The sequence below is a fragment of the Bradyrhizobium commune genome, assembly GCF_015624505.1.
Classification (GTDB): domain Bacteria; phylum Pseudomonadota; class Alphaproteobacteria; order Rhizobiales; family Xanthobacteraceae; genus Bradyrhizobium; species Bradyrhizobium commune.
This window is the reverse complement of record NZ_CP061379.1, coordinates 4,224,434-4,238,105: the sequence shown is the minus strand read 5'-3', so window position 1 is coordinate 4,238,105 and position 13,672 is coordinate 4,224,434. Positions and strand designations below refer to the sequence as shown.

Sequence of the window (13,672 nt, the reverse complement as noted above, 5' to 3'; positions counted from 1 at the left end):
ATGATGACGCGCAATCTCAAGCTGACGTATTGCCGAACCGTCGCTCGCAGGCGGATGCGTGCTGGCGCATCGGCTCGTATAGGAGGTTCGAGAATGACGAAACTCGCGCTTCATGGACTGCGTTCGTTGAAGGATGTGCAGGAGCTGAGTAAGGAAGATCGCTCGACGTACCGGCGATGGGCGCGCCGTTCCTTCGCGCTTTACGCGATCGTTCTCGCGACGCTGTTCGCCGGCTTCTGGGTTCACGACCGAAGCATGACGACGGTGGCACAACAGCAACCGGCCGGCATCGATGCGGCGGGCGATTTGCCGACGTCTTCAATGCCGGGCGGGAAGTCCAAGCGCAGTGTTTTCTGATTGATCGATTGCACAGACAAATGTGCACAGACAAAAGGCATTGCAGCCCGTGTTACGGGCTACGTGATCGCGAAGACGAAAGGAGGCCGGAAATGAATTTGTGAGGAGTCGCAAGCGAGCCCTCACCCGATCGGGTGAGGCGCCATAGCGAAAGTCGCGGTATCATCATAATGCCTCCTTAGATTGTGCCAACAATCAGTGGTTGGCCGGCTCGAGCGGGGAAGCGTGATGAATTTCGCCAGCGACAAGATCGAGACGGTTCTCGACCTGATCTATGACGCGGCGGCCGACAATGATCTGTGGCCGCATGCGCTGACGTCGATCGCCGATCTGACGCACAGCGAGGGCGGCATCCTGTTCGGTCAATCCTACGCCGCCCAGCGCATTTATTTCGATTTCAACGGACGTCTGAACGAGGAGTGCAACCGCGCCTATCAGGAGCGGCACATGCGGAATCCGTGGTCGCTCCACATGGAGACCCAGCCGACCGGACGGCTGGTGCTGTCCGACGAAGCGGTCTCGCTGTCGGAACTCCAGCAATCGGCGTTCTACGACGAGGTGCTGCGGCCGCAGGCGATCGGACACAACGGAATGATGGCGCTGGCGGCGCGTGACGATTTTCGCGCTGCCTTCAACATGTGTCGCAGCGTCCAGCGGGGGCCGTTCGATCCCGACGAACAGCGGCTCCTGGAATGGTTGTCGCCGCACCTGTGCCGGTCGGTGACGCTTGGATTTCGGATTGACGGCTATTTGGCCATGCAGCAAGCGGCATTCAATGTCCTCGACCGGCTCGCCGATGGCGTCATCATGCTCGACCGCAAGGCGCGCGTGCTGTTTGCCAATGCGACCGCGCGAAGCATGACGGAAGAGGGATCGCTTCGGCTGCATCAGTCGATCGGCACCTATTCGCCGGCGCATTCGCAGCGGCTCAACGAGCTGATCCGCGCGGCGCTCCAGGGCGGGGCCGGCGGCACCATGAGCCTTCCGCGCATCCTCGATGGCAGGCTCTTCACAATTCTCGTCTCCGCGATCCGCAGCAAGGATCTCGGACGGCTGTCGGATGCGGGCGTGAAGGACGCGGCGGTGCTGCTGTTTGCGATCGACCCGGCCAATCGGCGCTCGATTCCGCTCGGACAGATCATGGATGCCTACGGTCTGACCCATGCCGAGGCGCGCGTCGCGCTCGCAGCGTCATCGGGCCATGCGATCCACGAGACCGCGCAGTCGCTCGGCCTGTCGCCGAACACCATCAAGACGCATCTGCGTCGTGTCTTTGCCAAGACCGGGACCGGACGTCAGGCCGAGCTCGCCGGGCTGATCGCGGCGATCGGCAGCGTGCGGATCGGCGATATGGATTCGGGACGGTGATGCCAAAGCCCGTCAGCCGAGCCAAGCCATCTCGCAAGTCATCTCAGATGCGTGGATGTGCCCGACGCCATGCGTCCGACGGCGGATGAGCTGGCCGAGTTCGAACGGCTCGACGCGATGGCGCCGCTCGATGCGGAGGGGATGCCGGCCTGGTCGTTCGAAGGCGAGCCGCTGACGGCGCGCGAGCGGCGCTGGCTCGAGCTGTATTGCAAGCTAGAGAATTGCGGCGGCGTGGTCAGAACGCGAGGGCGGCGCCGGTAGTCGCCGGCGCCACCCCTGATCAAGATTATCAGGCGACCTTACGGGCAGGGATGCCGCAGGCCGTCATAGCCGAGATAGGTGCCGGAGGCGGGGTCATAGGACCGGTATTGCTGCGCGCAATAGGCCGCCGAATCGCCACCGCTGTCGGGCACCACGGCAACCGACGGGCCCGTGTCATAGTAGCTGTCGTCAGCATAGTAGTCGGGATCGCCGTAATACGGGCCACCATAATAGGCGTAGGACGAGCCCAGCGCGCCGATCGCGGCACCGGCTGCGACGCCCGGCCAGAAGCCGCCGCCGCGGCGGTGCCAGCCGCCGCCGTGCCAATTGCCGCCACCGCCATTCCAATTGTTGCCGGCGGCAGCGAAGCTGCGACCGCCGCCGCCACCGTTAAAGACGGCTCCACCGCTCGGACGCGCGGCCGCGAAATTGCCGCCACCGATCCGGGCGCCGCCGGCAAAGCCGCCGATATGCGCGCCGCCGCCACTGAAGTGAGCTCCGCCACCACCGCCGAAGTGGCCGCCGCCACCACCGCCGTGACCGCCATGGCCCTGTGCGAAGCTCGGTGTCGCCATCGGCAGAGCCAGTGCCAACGCTGCTGCGGCGCTCAAGACTTTCAGAGTGTTCATGTCAAAACTCCTTTCCCGGAAGCAAACCCGTTGAAACGGCAGGGGTTCCGGGGATCACGCTGCTGTGCGTGTAAGGAGCAGAATTCCACTTTGCTGCTGTACGCGGCATGAACGGATCGCGCCCGATTTACGGCGGCCTAGCGCCTCCGTGCCCCCGTTTGGCGTGAGGCACGGCCGCGCCGGGCGAACTGGACATTTGGCCGGCCGGATGGCATCAGGACCTCACGAAGCAGGGCCCTTGCCGCATGAAACAATTCTTCCTCAAGCTCTTCACCTGGTGGAACGGCCAGACCTTTGGCACGCAACTCTGGACCTCGCGGTTCGGAGAGCTGGTCGGCGAGGACGAGAAGGGCAACCGCTATTATCGCACCCGCGGCGGCAAGATCGATCCGGCGCTCGGCTTCGAGCGGCGCTGGGTGATCTATAACGGTTACGCCGAAGCCAGCCGGATCCCGACGGGTTGGCACGGCTGGATGCATCACGTCGTCGACGTGGCGCCGACCGAAGCGAGATACCAGCCGCGCGAGTGGGAGAAGCCGCACCAGCCGAACCCGACCGGCACGCCCAACGCCTACCGGCCGCCCGGCTCGACGCTCGGCAGCGGCAAGCGCCCCAAGGCGACCGGCGACTACCAGCCCTGGACGCCTGGCTAAGCGCCGCGAACTTCCGTCACTCCGGTTGGATGCATCCGCATCCGCTTGATGCCGCTGTGGACAACGGGAACAGTGGGGACGCCGCGCGTGCCGCCGTTGCGCCTGCGCGAGCGATGCGGCTCAATGATCCCATCTTACGGAGATGGGAAACCATCGCGTTCGGTTCGGGCAACAGTTCGCGACTGTCCCGAAATGCAGCGGCCGCCGAGGAAGGACTCGATCGGGAGATAGGCCCCCGGTCTGGAAGCTCCGAAATCGCCCGATGAGAATGTGCGCCGCCGTGAGACAGGAAAGGCCGCTCGGGAAACCGGGCGGCCTTTTTCTGTTGGGGCTCTCTATGTCACGCGTTCAGCCGCGCGCTTGACGGCATCGAGGCGGTAGGGCTGCAAGGGCGCGATGCGCGCCCTGACCGAAGCAAGGACCTCGGCCGGCGCGGTGTCGGGCGAGCCGGAATTGAACGGCGGCGCCGGATTGTATTCAATTCCGAGCTGGATCGCCTCCGCCGTGGCGCGGTCGATTAGGATCGACACCAATGTCAGTGCGAAATCGATCCCAGCGGTGACACCGCCGCCGGTGACGCGGTTGCGGTCGACGCAGACGCGCGTCTTGGTCGGCGTCGCACCGAATTGGCCGAGCATCTCCATGGCGCTCCAATGGGTCGCGGCGCGGTAGCCCTTCAATAGGCCGGCGGCGCCGAGCGCCAGCGATCCCGTACAGACCGAGGTGACGTACTTTGCGCCCTCGGCCTGCGTGCGCAGAAAATCGAGCACCTCTTCGTCATTGAGCAGGTCATCGGTGCCGCGGCCGCCGGGCACGCAGATCACGTCGAGTTGCGGGCAATCGGCGAACGTCATGGTCGGCGTCAGCGTCAGCACGGAATCGCTCGGCACCGGCTCGATCCGCTTCCAGATCAGATGCAGCGTCGCGCCGGGCACGGCGGCGAACACCTGCAAGGGCCCGGTGAAGTCGAGCTGGGTGACGCGGGGAAACACCAAAAGACCGATCTGGAGCGGTGTCGACACGGGAACCTCCAAGGAAGGGCTTGACGGGCGTAGAATGGCATGATGCCCTTCCGTCCTAAATGGCATAATTCCCTCACTTTCGGACATAACCATGATCGGCATCCTGATCTTCCCGGACTTCCAGCTGCTCGATGCGGCCGGTCCAATCTCGGTGTTCGAGATCGCAGCGCGCGCCAGCGGCAAGCCGCTCGCGCTTCGCGTGCTGGCATTGAAGGCGGGCGCGGTGCGCAGCTCGTCCGGCGTCGAGATGGTGGCGCGCGATTTCAAGGCGGCGAATGCGATCACGACGCTGGTCATCGCGGGCGGGGCGGGCGTGGCGCATGCTGCGCGATGCGAGGTGACGCGCGCCTTCGTGCAGCGGCTGGCCAAGCGCGGCGTGCGCGTCGCCAGCGTCTGCTCGGGCGCCTTTGTGCTCGCCGAGGCGGGGCTGCTCGACGGCCGCCGCGCCACCACGCATTGGGGCCGCACGCGCGAATTCGTGGCGCGCTATCCGAAGGTGAAGTTCGAGCCCGACCAGATTTTCACCCGCGACGGCCAGATCTGGACCTCGGCCGGCATCAGCGCCGGCATCGACCTCGCGCTTGCGATGGTCACCGAGGATCATGGCGAGGACATCGCGCAGCAGACCGCGCGCCAGCTCGTGCTCTACCATCGCCGCAGCGGCGGCCAGTCGCAGTTCTCATCGCTGCTGGAATTGAAGGCGTCGAACGGGCGGTTCGGCGCGCTGTTGTCCTGGGCGCGGGAAAATCTCGACGCGCCGCTGACGGTGGAAGATCTCGCCGACCGCGCCGGCATGAGCGCGCGGCATTTCGCCCGCGCCTTTACTGCTGAGACCGGCACGACGCCGTCAAAGGCGATCGAGCGGTTGCGCATCGAGGTGGCGCGCGAGCGCGTGCAGTCCTCGCGCGAGGCGATCGAGCTCGTTGCAGAAGCGACCGGCTTCCGCGATCCCGAACGCATGCGTCGCGCCTTCATCCGCGCCTTCGGCCAGCCCCCGCAAGCGCTGCGCCGCGCGGCGCGGGCGGGGTAGCGTGCACTCATCGATCCGAGCAGACAGAATGAAGGGGCGAGCGATGCGACGTTGGATCCTTGGGCTGAGCATGATTGCATTGACGCCAATCTCTGCCAACGCTCAGGGTCTGTCGTGGCGAGGCGTGGGACCGGTCGAATTGGGAATGACCGTTCAGCAAGCCGAGCGCGCGTTGAACGCAAAGCTGCGGTCTGCGGACGCGCCTTTCTCGAAGGACTGCTACGTGACGGGGCGGGCCGACGGCAAGGAAGAGGCGCTGTCTTATGTTGTCATCGACGGAAAGATTACCGTCATGACAGTGTTTCTTCCGAAGGAGCAGCGGCCCGATCCAAACATTGTCGACAGTAGCGGAATCGGAGTTGGCTCAACAGAGGCCGATATCCGCCGCGCCTACGGGAGGGTCCGCAAGGAGCTGGCGCCTGATTTCCGCTTCAGCAAAGAGGAACTAGCGGAAATGGCAAAAGAGCGTGCCAAGCGGGGCGTCACTGAACCGGAACCCCCTCCACAGTATTGGATCGTGGTGGAGAATCCCGACCACAAGCGTGCGATCATATTCCAGACTCGAGATCAGAAGGTGCTGCATTATGAAATCGGGTTGAAGCCCGAAATCATGTCTTCTGAGCACTGCATTTGACGTTTGAAGACGTGGCCTCATTTGTGAGCGGGAGAGATAGGGGGAGTAGGAGTGTCAGGCAACGACACGGTTCGTTGGACCAAGGGCTATTCGCAGTCTGAGCTGGACAAGGCGCAACGTCGATTTGGCTTGGTGTTTCCTCCCGACTTAGTTGCGCTCCTGAGGCGAAAGCGGCCGGTGCAAGGACACGATTGGACAGACGAGCGCGCGATAAGACGAGCCCTGGACTGGCCCTTTGAAGGTCTTCGTCACTCTATGGAGGACGGACGGCTGTGGTGGTCGGAATGGGGACAGTGGCCTTCCACTGCACGAGCCCGGGAAGAGAAGCTTCGAGAGATAATTTCCCGGGCGCCGAAACTAATTCCGTTGATTGCTCACCGCTATTTGCCGGAGCAGCCGCACGAGGCAGGCAATCCCGTCTTTTCCATCTATGGCATCGATACAATCTACTACGGTGCCAATCTAAACGATTATTTCGAAAGAGAGTTCACCGGCGGGAACAGCAGGCCTTGGCCCGCGCAGATCAAATACATTCCGTTCTGGTCTGAGCTTGTCGAGCGCTTTGCGCACGACAGAAATACCTCATAATTCCGTCAACGCCGATATCGTTCGTCAACCCGTCCCAGGTGTAGCCACCGCGCTGGTCGCATCCGCCCGCGCCGTCAGCCGCCGCGCGATCGGCGTCAGCATGTAGGGCGCAAGGTGGATCGGAAACTGCGTCAGCGCGAAATAGAGCCAGGTGGTCGGGGGCAGCGCGCCGGCGGTTGCGGCCAGCATCAGGCCGAGATTGCGCTGTGACACCATCAGCCCGAGCGCCAGCGCGCGCTCATAGCCGATGCGGCGGAACAGCAGCGTCGTCACCGCAAGCAGCGTGAAATAGACCGCAAAGGCGAGCGCCGCGATGCCGATCGCGAAGCCGGGATCGGCGACGAAATCGTGCGCGACGTCGCCCATGATAGCGGACGCGAAGATGAAGAGGATGATGATGTTGAAGCCGTCGATCGGCGGCTTGTGGCGCTGGATTGCGTCGGCCCCGAACAGCCAGCGGATGGTGGTTGCCGCAAGCAGCGATACTGCCAGGATGCCGAGCAGTTTTAGTCCGAGCGTCAGCGGCGAGATGCTGAGCATGCCGTTAAGGAAGAGGCTCGCGAACAGCGACGCGGTGAAGGGCACGACCGCGGTTGCCGTCACCAGCGTGACCAGCACGAGCGTGGCGTCGAGGCCCATCAGCGCCGCGAGCGCAGGTGCTGCCATCATCGGCGAGGCCATGCTCTGGAGCATCAGCGCGAGCGACAGGCCGGGCGCGCGGTCAGTAAGCCCGGTCACATGCGCGATCAGCCCGACGATCAGCGGCACGCCGATCGTGGTCCAGGCCGTGGCAGTCGCCACCAGCGCCGGACGGCGCAGATGGCTGTAGAGCGCGGCAAGATCGACCCGCATGAAGGAGATGCAGAGCAGGCCGAGGATCGCCTCGGTGACGTAGGGCCGCAACAGCGCACCGAGCGGCGGCACCGCCAGTGCGATGAACACGACGGCTGCCACTGCGCGCGTGCCCTGGCTGCCGAGCCAGGTGAGGCCGCGGACGGGGATGGCGAAGAGAGTTCGAAGACCGGAAGGCATAGGCACCGTACGTCAGCCCAACCCCTTCAGCCATGCGCCGATCTCGCTCGCGGCGACATTGGCCTCTCGCAGCAGCTTGCCCATGGTGAAGAAGCCGTGGAACTGGCCGGGGAGGTGCTTGGTGGCGACGGGAACGCCGGCCTGCTTCATCCGCGCGGCATATTCGTCGCCTTCGTCGCGTAGCGGATCGGCGCCGGCCGTCAGCACATAGGCCGGCGGCAGGCCGGCAAGCGTCGTCGCGCGCGCCGGCGAGGCACGCCAGTCGTCCGCGTCGGCTGGGCCATTGAGATAATGGTTGCGAAACCAGCGGACTATGGAATGCGTCAACAGCACGCTGGTTTCAGGCTCGCTGTGCGAGCCGTGCGTCGTCGCGAAGTCGACGGCCGGATAGATCAGCACCTGGCCTGCGATCGCAGGGCCATTGCCGTCGCGCGCGGCGAGCGCGACGACGGCTGCGAGATTGCCGCCGGCACTGTCGCCGCCGACACTGAGGTGTGACGCATCGATGCCGAGTGCGTTGGCGTTCGCCGCGACCCACGTGGTGGCAGCGATAGCGTCATCGACGGCGGCCGGAAACTTGTGCTCGGGCGCGAGTCGGTAGTCGACGGAGACCACGACGAGCTCGCCCTCGTCGGCGAGCTTGCGGCAGACGACGTCGTGGGAGTCGAGATCGCCGACCACCCAGCCGCCGCCATGGAAGAACATCAGCGCCGGCGCAGATCCGGCAGGCCCGCGCAGTTTCCGCGGGACGTAGATGCGCGCCGGGATCGTGCCGTGCTGGGCCGGGATCGACAGCTGCGCGACGCGCTCAAGCTGCGGCGGTTCCGGATCGGTGGCGAAACGCGCTTGCGAAAAAGATGCGCGCGCCTCCGGCACGGTCAGGGTTTCGTAGGGAGGACGGGCCGCGTCCTGGAAGGCCTTGTAGACGGCGGCGGCATCGGGATCGAGCACGACGGGCATGGGGAAGGGTCCTTGGGGGTTCTGGTTATCGTTGGACGTCGTTTCCGGACGGCAATGCCCGCCTCGGCCCCCCGGGGAGAGGCCGTCCGACTATCCCATCCCCCGGCCGGCCTGGCCAGCAGGTGGCGGGCAGGGTAGGAATGCCGCCCTTTCCCCGCCGTATTCGCCGTGTTAACCGGATGACCTGCGAGCGGCGGTACCCCTGTAGAATGTCCGACAAGCCCGATTCGCTGTTGAAGCCGCGCGAGATGTTCAAAACCTTTACCCTGACAGGCCTTGCGGCGCTGCTGGCGACCACCGTGCTGACGGTGGCGACGCCCGCCCAGGCGCAGATCGGCACGATCTTTTCCGATCCGCCGCCGCTGCGGCCGCCGGGCAGCATTCCCCGTGGTGGGCAGCCGCAACCAATGCCGACCCCCGACGACGACGAAGAGGTGCCGGAGCTGCCGCCGCAGGGCCGCGTGCTGCCGTCGCGCCCGCTGCCGCCGTCGAGCCGTCAGGGTAATGTCATGCCCGGGCCGGTCGAGAGCCAGCCGCTGGCGCCGCCGCCGGGCACGACCGTCGCCCCGCAGAACCAGCCGCCGGCGGTCGCGGTGGCACCGCCAGGCGCGCCTCCCCAGCCGGGCGCAGCTCCTGGTCAGCGCCAGCCTCAGCAGAAGGGTGGGACGCAGCAGGGTGCCGTGCCGCAGGCCCCCGCCAGCCTCCAGCCGGGCGACGAGGTCGTCACCGAGCCGCCGGCGCAGAAGATCGTCAACAAGAAGGCGACCTTCTCCGGCCTGGACAAGATCACCGGGCGCATCATCAATTTCGACGAGGATATCGGCGAGACCGTGCAGTTCGGCGCGCTGCGGGTGAAGACCGACGCCTGCTACACGCGGCCCGCGACCGAAGCCGCCAATACCGATGCGTTCGTCGAGGTCGACGAGATCACCTTGCAGGGTGAGGTGAAGCGGATCTTCTCCGGCTGGATGTATGCCGCGAGCCCCGGCCTGCACGGCGTCGAGCACCCGATCTACGACATCTGGCTGACCGACTGCAAAGAGCCGCAGCAGACCATCGCAACCGCCGCACCCGATCCCGCGACCAAGCCCGCGCCGCCCCCGCCGCCTCCGGCGCAGAAGAAGGCCGCGCCCAAGCAGGCGGTGCAGCAGCGTCCGCCGCAGCCCTTGCCGCAACCGCAGCAGCAACCGGACCCGCCGCCTCCGCCACCACGGCAGCAGCCGGGTCTGTTCAATTTCCCCGGCTTCGGCCGCTAGCTTTTATTGCCGTGAAGCGATGATATCGAGCGCCCGCACGCCCGGGACCGGCTGTTCGGTCGTCAGCCTCAGGAAATCGCCGGGCTCGCCGGCGAGCGCCTTGTCGAGCAGGCCGGTGTAGCGCCGCCGCGAAATCTCGGCCGCGCCAAAGCTCTTCAGATGCTCGGTGACATATTGCGTGTCGAGCAGCTCGAACCCGCCATGGATCAGCCGCGCGACGAGATGCACCAGCGCGACCTTCGAGGCGTCGCGCGTGGTGTGAAACATGCTCTCGCCGAAGAAGGCACGCCCCAGGCTCACGCCATAGAGGCCGCCGACGAGATCGTCGCCCTGCCAGGCCTCGACGCTGTGGCAATGGCCGAGCTCGTAGAGACCGCCATAGAGGTCGCGGATGCGCTTGTTGATCCAGGTGTCCTCGCGGCCGGCCTTCGGCGCGGCGCAGCCGGCGATCGTCGCTTTGAACGCGGTGTTGACGGTGACGCGAAACGCATCCGAGCGCACGGTGCGGGCCAGCCGTGAGGCGACGCGAAAACCGTCGAGCGGGATCACGCCGCGCATCTCCGGCTCGACCCAGAACAAGGTCGGATCGTCGGCGCTTTCGGCCATCGGAAAGATGCCGCAGGCATAGGCGCGCAGCAGCACGGCCGGCGTGATTTCAGACGAGGCGGAGTCGCGCGAAGTCATGGGAAGGAATAATAGCAGGATCGCGCGGCGGGTGCGATGGGGGGCCCCCAGAGCAGGGATCAACTCGCCGCGGCGCTGTTCGCCTTGCTGGGGGCGATGGGCTCGCGGCGGAACCGCAGGATGACGCGGGTCCCGGAATGCGCCGGATCGCGCTCGACGGTGGCGTCGAGCTTGGCGGCCATCGCCGTGACGATGCGCTGGCCCATGCCGGTCGAGCGCGGGTCGGCCTTGACCTTGTCGCCGACGCCGTCGTCGGTGATCGATAGCAGGAGCTCGTCGCCATCCGAGGTCAGCTCGACATGGATCGGGCCGGCGCCGTCGGGATAGGCGTATTTCACTGCATTCATCACCAGCTCGTTGACGATGATTCCGACGGCGACCGCGCGGTCCGGATCGATCTCGACCGGCTCGGCCTTCACCGTCAGGCGCGACATCCGGTTGCCTTCGGCCGAGCGGCGGAGATCCTCGAGCAGCGAGTCCAGATACTGGTTCAGCACCACGCTCTTCAGATCCTGCGAGGTGTAGAGGCGTCGGTGCACCTGCGCGACCGCGGCGACGCGGCCCATCGCGTTGGTCAGCGCTGCCTTGACCTCGTCCTGCGTAGCCGAGTTCGCCTGCAAGTGCAGCAGCGAGGCGATGATCTGGAGTGAATTGCCGACGCGGTGGTTGACCTCGCGCAGCAGCATCTCGCGCTCGGCGGCAAGCGCCGCGTAGCGGTCGCGCGAGGCATGGATCTCGGCTTCGGCTTCCTCGCGCGCCCGCTGCAATTCGGCCTGCCGCAGCGCGCCCTCGGCCGCGACATGCAGCAGCGGGATGAAGTCGCCCTTGACGTCCTTGACCAAGTAATCGGCCGCACCCGCTTTCAGCGCGGTCACCGCGATGCTGGAATCCTGCGACGCCGTCACGAACACCACGGGTGGAGCATCCGGGATCGCCATGATCTGCTCGAGCGTCTCCAGCCCATCAAGGCCCGGCATGTACTGGTCGAGCGCCACCACGTCGATGCCGCCGTCGCTGCTTGCGCGGCGGATGAGCTCCAGGCCTTCCTCGCCGCTTGCGGCATGAATGACATCGTAGCCGCGCCGCGTGAGGCCGCGATCGACCAGCCGCGCCAGCGCTGCGTCGTCATCGATATAGAGCAGTGTTGGCGTGCGCTGGGTCATGGGGCGGCGGGCGGGACCTGGATGACCGAGAAGAACAGACCGAGCTGCCGGATGGCGTTGGCGAAATTCTCGTAGTTGACGGGCTTGGTGATGTAGACGTTGCAGCCGAACTCGTAGCAGCGCTTGATCTCCTGGCTGTCGTCGGTGGTGGTCAGCACCACCACGGGCGAGGCCTTGAGATATTTGTTTTCCTTGATCCGCTTCAGGATGTCGATCCCGCTCATGTCAGGCAGGTTGAGGTCGAGCAGGATCAGAAGTGCGTTGCCCTTCTGGGCAAGCCCGCTGCCGTCGGCGCCGAACAGATGCTTCACGGCGTCGGTGCCATTGGCAAACGACACGATCTCGTTGTTGACCCCGGAGCGGCGGATGTTGCGCTCGATCAGCCGCGCGTGTCCCTCGTCGTCCTCGATCATGATGATGGTCACAGGTTGGGTCATTTGTCGGCGTTCCGGTTGCTCGCATTCCAGGTGATGGGCAGGGTGATCGTGAAGGTACTGCCCCCGTTCAGTTCAGACGATACCGACATCGTGCCGCCGAGGCGACGCACAAGTGCACGCACATGTGCAAGACCTATGCCCTGGCCGGGCTTGTCCTGGGTTCCCGCACGGCGGAACAGGTCGAAAATCCGCTGATGATCCTTCGGATCGATGCCGCGGCCGTTATCGCTGATTTCGTAGATAGCGTAGCCGAGCTTGGTCCGCCCGCGGATTCTGATCTCGCCGGGAACCCCTTGTTTGAGATACTTGATCGCATTGTCGATCAGATTGGAGAAGATCTGCTCCAGTGCAAGACGGTCGCTGACGAGATTTGGCAGCGGTTCGACGTGGATCTCGGCCTGTGCTTCGACCGCTTGATGCGCCAGCGTCGACACGATCGCCTCGACGAGCTCGCGCGTATTGATCTTCTCCGGCTGGAATTCGCGCCGGCCCTCCCGGGTGAGGTTGAGGATCGCCGAGATCAGCCGGTCCATCCGCGCGATCGAGGACTTGATGAAACCGAGCGCTTCGGAAAAGTCCGTGGAAAGCTGCTTGTCGGAGCCGTCGAGCGGGATGTCGCCGACATCGACCGGCGGGCCGCCCGCCGGCGCCCCGGTGAGCCCGCCGATCCGTCGAAAGATGTCCTTGCCCAGTTCTTCGAGCTCGCTGGTGAAGCCCATGATGTTGACCAGCGGCGAGCGCAAATCGTGGCTGACGATATAGGCAAAGCGCTGGATCTCGTTGTTGGCTTCGCTCAGGTCCGCCGTGCGCTCGTCCACGGTCGCCTCGAGGTTGAGATTGGCATCGCGCAGGCGCGCCTCGGCCTCGTCGCGGGCGCGCGCCGAACGCCGCACCAGCCAGATCGCGATCAAAGCGAGCACGACGACGAGGCCGGAGCCGATGCCGGTAAGCGACGCAGCCAGTGTCTGGCTGCGGTCGGCGTTCGCCGAGCGGAGCCGAAACAGGCGCTCCTCCTCGGCGATCATCGTGCCAGCGACGCTGCCGATCGTGGTCGTGGTGCCGCCGGCGGCGGCTTCGCGGGTCAGCGCCGTCGCCTTCTCCGGCTGGCCCTGCCTGACGAAATCGATCTCGCGCGTGAACTGGCCGAGCCGGGTCTCGATCGCGGCGCTGAGCTTCTCGATGCTGTCGCGTTGCGCAGGATTGTCGCCGATCAGGCGCGTGAGCCTGTCGAGTGCGGGAATGATCGCTACGACGGCCTGCTCATGGTCGGCGAGGAAGTCGGGTCCTTGTGTCAGGATATAGCCGCGCGCGCCGCTCTCGGCGCGCCGGACCTCGAGCAGCAGCGCGTTGACCTGGTTTTCCACCTCGATGGTGTGCACCACCCATTTGTTGTCGTCGCGCGCCTTGTTGACGAGGTGGACGGAGCCTGCACTGATCGCGGTCAGCACGAGGAGCCCTGCCGCGAACAACAGGATTTGCCAAAATGCACGCCGTCGCTCTGCCTCAGCCGTCACGACGGTCTCGCTTGACACAAGACAATGGAGTTCAAAGAGCCCCCTTCGAGCGGTCCCAACCGCTCAAAACGATCGTGAGGGCAA

16 protein-coding genes are annotated in these 13,672 nt (G+C 65.4%); 8 read left to right on the top strand and 8 right to left on the bottom strand.

All coding sequences use genetic code 11. From position 1 onward, the window contains the following. The first annotated feature begins 93 nt into the window (after window positions 1-93). The 3 genes from IC761_RS19940 to IC761_RS19930 all read left to right on the top strand — a co-directional run bounded on the left by IC761_RS19940 (window position 94) and on the right by IC761_RS19930 (window position 1,986). Complete coding sequence (locus IC761_RS19940; RefSeq protein WP_195798353.1) at window positions 94-357, top strand: hypothetical protein; 264 nt, start codon at window positions 94-96, stop codon at window positions 355-357. A gap of 228 nt (window positions 358-585) precedes the next feature. Further along, window positions 586-1,725: a helix-turn-helix transcriptional regulator gene (locus IC761_RS19935; RefSeq protein ID WP_195798352.1), complete on the top strand. Its 1,140-nt coding sequence runs from the start codon at window positions 586-588 to the stop codon at window positions 1,723-1,725. A gap of 57 nt (window positions 1,726-1,782) precedes the next feature. Continuing rightward, window positions 1,783-1,986, top strand: a complete 204-nt coding sequence (locus IC761_RS19930; RefSeq protein WP_195798351.1) for a hypothetical protein — start codon at window positions 1,783-1,785, stop codon at window positions 1,984-1,986. A 38-nt stretch (window positions 1,987-2,024) separates the two neighbouring features. Here IC761_RS19930 and IC761_RS19925 read toward each other — a convergent pair whose 3' ends face one another. Beyond that, window positions 2,025-2,615, bottom strand: a complete 591-nt coding sequence (locus IC761_RS19925) for a BA14K family protein (protein WP_195798350.1) — start codon at window positions 2,613-2,615, stop codon at window positions 2,025-2,027. Window positions 2,616-2,860: 245 nt separating this feature from the next. Here IC761_RS19925 and IC761_RS19920 point away from each other — a divergent pair, with 245 nt between their 5' ends. Further along, window positions 2,861-3,268, top strand: coding sequence for an NADH:ubiquinone oxidoreductase subunit NDUFA12 (locus tag IC761_RS19920; protein WP_195798349.1), 408 nt, complete (start codon window positions 2,861-2,863; stop codon window positions 3,266-3,268). 335 nt (window positions 3,269-3,603) lie between these two features. On the opposite strand, the gene IC761_RS19915 is transcribed toward IC761_RS19920, so the two are convergent. Continuing rightward, entirely contained in the window at window positions 3,604-4,290 is a 687-nt protein-coding gene (locus IC761_RS19915) for a DJ-1/PfpI family protein (protein ID WP_195798348.1), read from the bottom strand. A gap of 91 nt (window positions 4,291-4,381) precedes the next feature. Here IC761_RS19915 and IC761_RS19910 point away from each other — a divergent pair, with 91 nt between their 5' ends. The 3 genes from IC761_RS19910 (at window position 4,382) to IC761_RS19900 (ending at window position 6,542) form a co-directional block, all read left to right on the top strand. Then, window positions 4,382-5,320 (top strand): GlxA family transcriptional regulator, encoded by a 939-nt coding sequence (locus IC761_RS19910; protein ID WP_195798347.1) that lies wholly within the window; start codon window positions 4,382-4,384, stop codon window positions 5,318-5,320. Between the two features lie 145 nt (window positions 5,321-5,465). Next, entirely contained in the window at window positions 5,466-5,954 is a 489-nt protein-coding gene (locus tag IC761_RS19905) for a hypothetical protein (RefSeq protein ID WP_195798346.1), read from the top strand. 51 nt (window positions 5,955-6,005) lie between these two features. Beyond that, window positions 6,006-6,542 carry a hypothetical protein gene (locus tag IC761_RS19900; RefSeq protein ID WP_246791280.1) on the top strand — a complete coding sequence of 179 codons (537 nt, stop codon included), beginning with the start codon at window positions 6,006-6,008 and terminating at the stop codon, window positions 6,540-6,542. A 24-nt stretch (window positions 6,543-6,566) separates the two neighbouring features. Here IC761_RS19900 and IC761_RS19895 read toward each other — a convergent pair whose 3' ends face one another. Together IC761_RS19895 and lipP1 are read right to left on the bottom strand one after the other, a co-directional pair. Beyond that, window positions 6,567-7,574: a Na+-dependent transporter gene (locus IC761_RS19895; protein ID WP_195804712.1), complete on the bottom strand. Its 1,008-nt coding sequence runs from the start codon at window positions 7,572-7,574 to the stop codon at window positions 6,567-6,569. A gap of 12 nt (window positions 7,575-7,586) precedes the next feature. Next, window positions 7,587-8,534, bottom strand: coding sequence for a LipP1 family hormone-sensitive lipase (gene lipP1, locus IC761_RS19890; protein WP_195798345.1), 948 nt, complete (start codon window positions 8,532-8,534; stop codon window positions 7,587-7,589). Window positions 8,535-8,743: 209 nt separating this feature from the next. On the opposite strand from lipP1, the gene IC761_RS19885 reads away from it, so the two are divergent. After that, on the top strand, window positions 8,744-9,790 hold the full coding sequence (locus IC761_RS19885; RefSeq protein ID WP_195798344.1) for a DUF2155 domain-containing protein: 1,047 nt from the start codon (window positions 8,744-8,746) through the stop codon (window positions 9,788-9,790). A gap of 3 nt (window positions 9,791-9,793) precedes the next feature. Here the strand turns inward: IC761_RS19885 and aat are convergent, their stop codons facing one another. From aat to IC761_RS19865, 4 genes are read right to left on the bottom strand one after another with little or no spacing between them, the layout of a single operon-like run. Beyond that, window positions 9,794-10,474, bottom strand: coding sequence for a leucyl/phenylalanyl-tRNA--protein transferase (gene aat / locus IC761_RS19880; RefSeq protein ID WP_195798343.1), 681 nt, complete (start codon window positions 10,472-10,474; stop codon window positions 9,794-9,796). 59 nt (window positions 10,475-10,533) lie between these two features. Next, window positions 10,534-11,637 (bottom strand): sensor histidine kinase, encoded by a 1,104-nt coding sequence (locus tag IC761_RS19875; RefSeq protein WP_195798342.1) that lies wholly within the window; start codon window positions 11,635-11,637, stop codon window positions 10,534-10,536. Further along, window positions 11,634-12,074 carry a response regulator gene (locus tag IC761_RS19870; RefSeq protein WP_195798341.1) on the bottom strand — a complete coding sequence of 147 codons (441 nt, stop codon included), beginning with the start codon at window positions 12,072-12,074 and terminating at the stop codon, window positions 11,634-11,636. The genes IC761_RS19875 and IC761_RS19870 overlap by 4 nt, the downstream gene beginning before the upstream one ends. After that, a complete protein-coding gene (locus tag IC761_RS19865) occupies window positions 12,071-13,588 on the bottom strand; it encodes a sensor histidine kinase (protein ID WP_195798340.1) in 1,518 nt (505 codons plus the stop codon). Before IC761_RS19865 ends, IC761_RS19870 begins: the two co-directional genes overlap by 4 nt. Window positions 13,589-13,672: the final 84 nt, after the last annotated feature.

Excerpts from the sequence above, each read along its gene's own strand:
- IC761_RS19940 (WP_195798353.1), top strand. The coding sequence starts at position 94 with ATGACGAAACTCGCGCTTCATGGACTGCGTTCGTTGAAGGATGTGCAG.
- IC761_RS19935 (WP_195798352.1), top strand. The coding sequence starts at position 586 with ATGAATTTCGCCAGCGACAAGATCGAGACGGTTCTCGACCTGATCTAT.
- IC761_RS19925 (WP_195798350.1), bottom strand. The coding sequence starts at position 2,615 with ATGAACACTCTGAAAGTCTTGAGCGCCGCAGCAGCGTTGGCACTGGCT.
- IC761_RS19920 (WP_195798349.1), top strand. The coding sequence starts at position 2,861 with ATGAAACAATTCTTCCTCAAGCTCTTCACCTGGTGGAACGGCCAGACC.
- IC761_RS19910 (WP_195798347.1), top strand. The coding sequence starts at position 4,382 with ATGATCGGCATCCTGATCTTCCCGGACTTCCAGCTGCTCGATGCGGCC.
- IC761_RS19905 (WP_195798346.1), top strand. The coding sequence starts at position 5,466 with ATGACCGTTCAGCAAGCCGAGCGCGCGTTGAACGCAAAGCTGCGGTCT.
- IC761_RS19895 (WP_195804712.1), bottom strand. The coding sequence starts at position 7,574 with ATGCCTTCCGGTCTTCGAACTCTCTTCGCCATCCCCGTCCGCGGCCTC.
- lipP1 (WP_195798345.1), bottom strand. The coding sequence starts at position 8,534 with ATGCCCGTCGTGCTCGATCCCGATGCCGCCGCCGTCTACAAGGCCTTC.
- IC761_RS19885 (WP_195798344.1), top strand. The coding sequence starts at position 8,744 with ATGTCCGACAAGCCCGATTCGCTGTTGAAGCCGCGCGAGATGTTCAAA.
- aat (WP_195798343.1), bottom strand. The coding sequence starts at position 10,474 with ATGACTTCGCGCGACTCCGCCTCGTCTGAAATCACGCCGGCCGTGCTG.
- IC761_RS19875 (WP_195798342.1), bottom strand. The coding sequence starts at position 11,637 with ATGACCCAGCGCACGCCAACACTGCTCTATATCGATGACGACGCAGCG.
- IC761_RS19870 (WP_195798341.1), bottom strand. The coding sequence starts at position 12,074 with ATGACCCAACCTGTGACCATCATCATGATCGAGGACGACGAGGGACAC.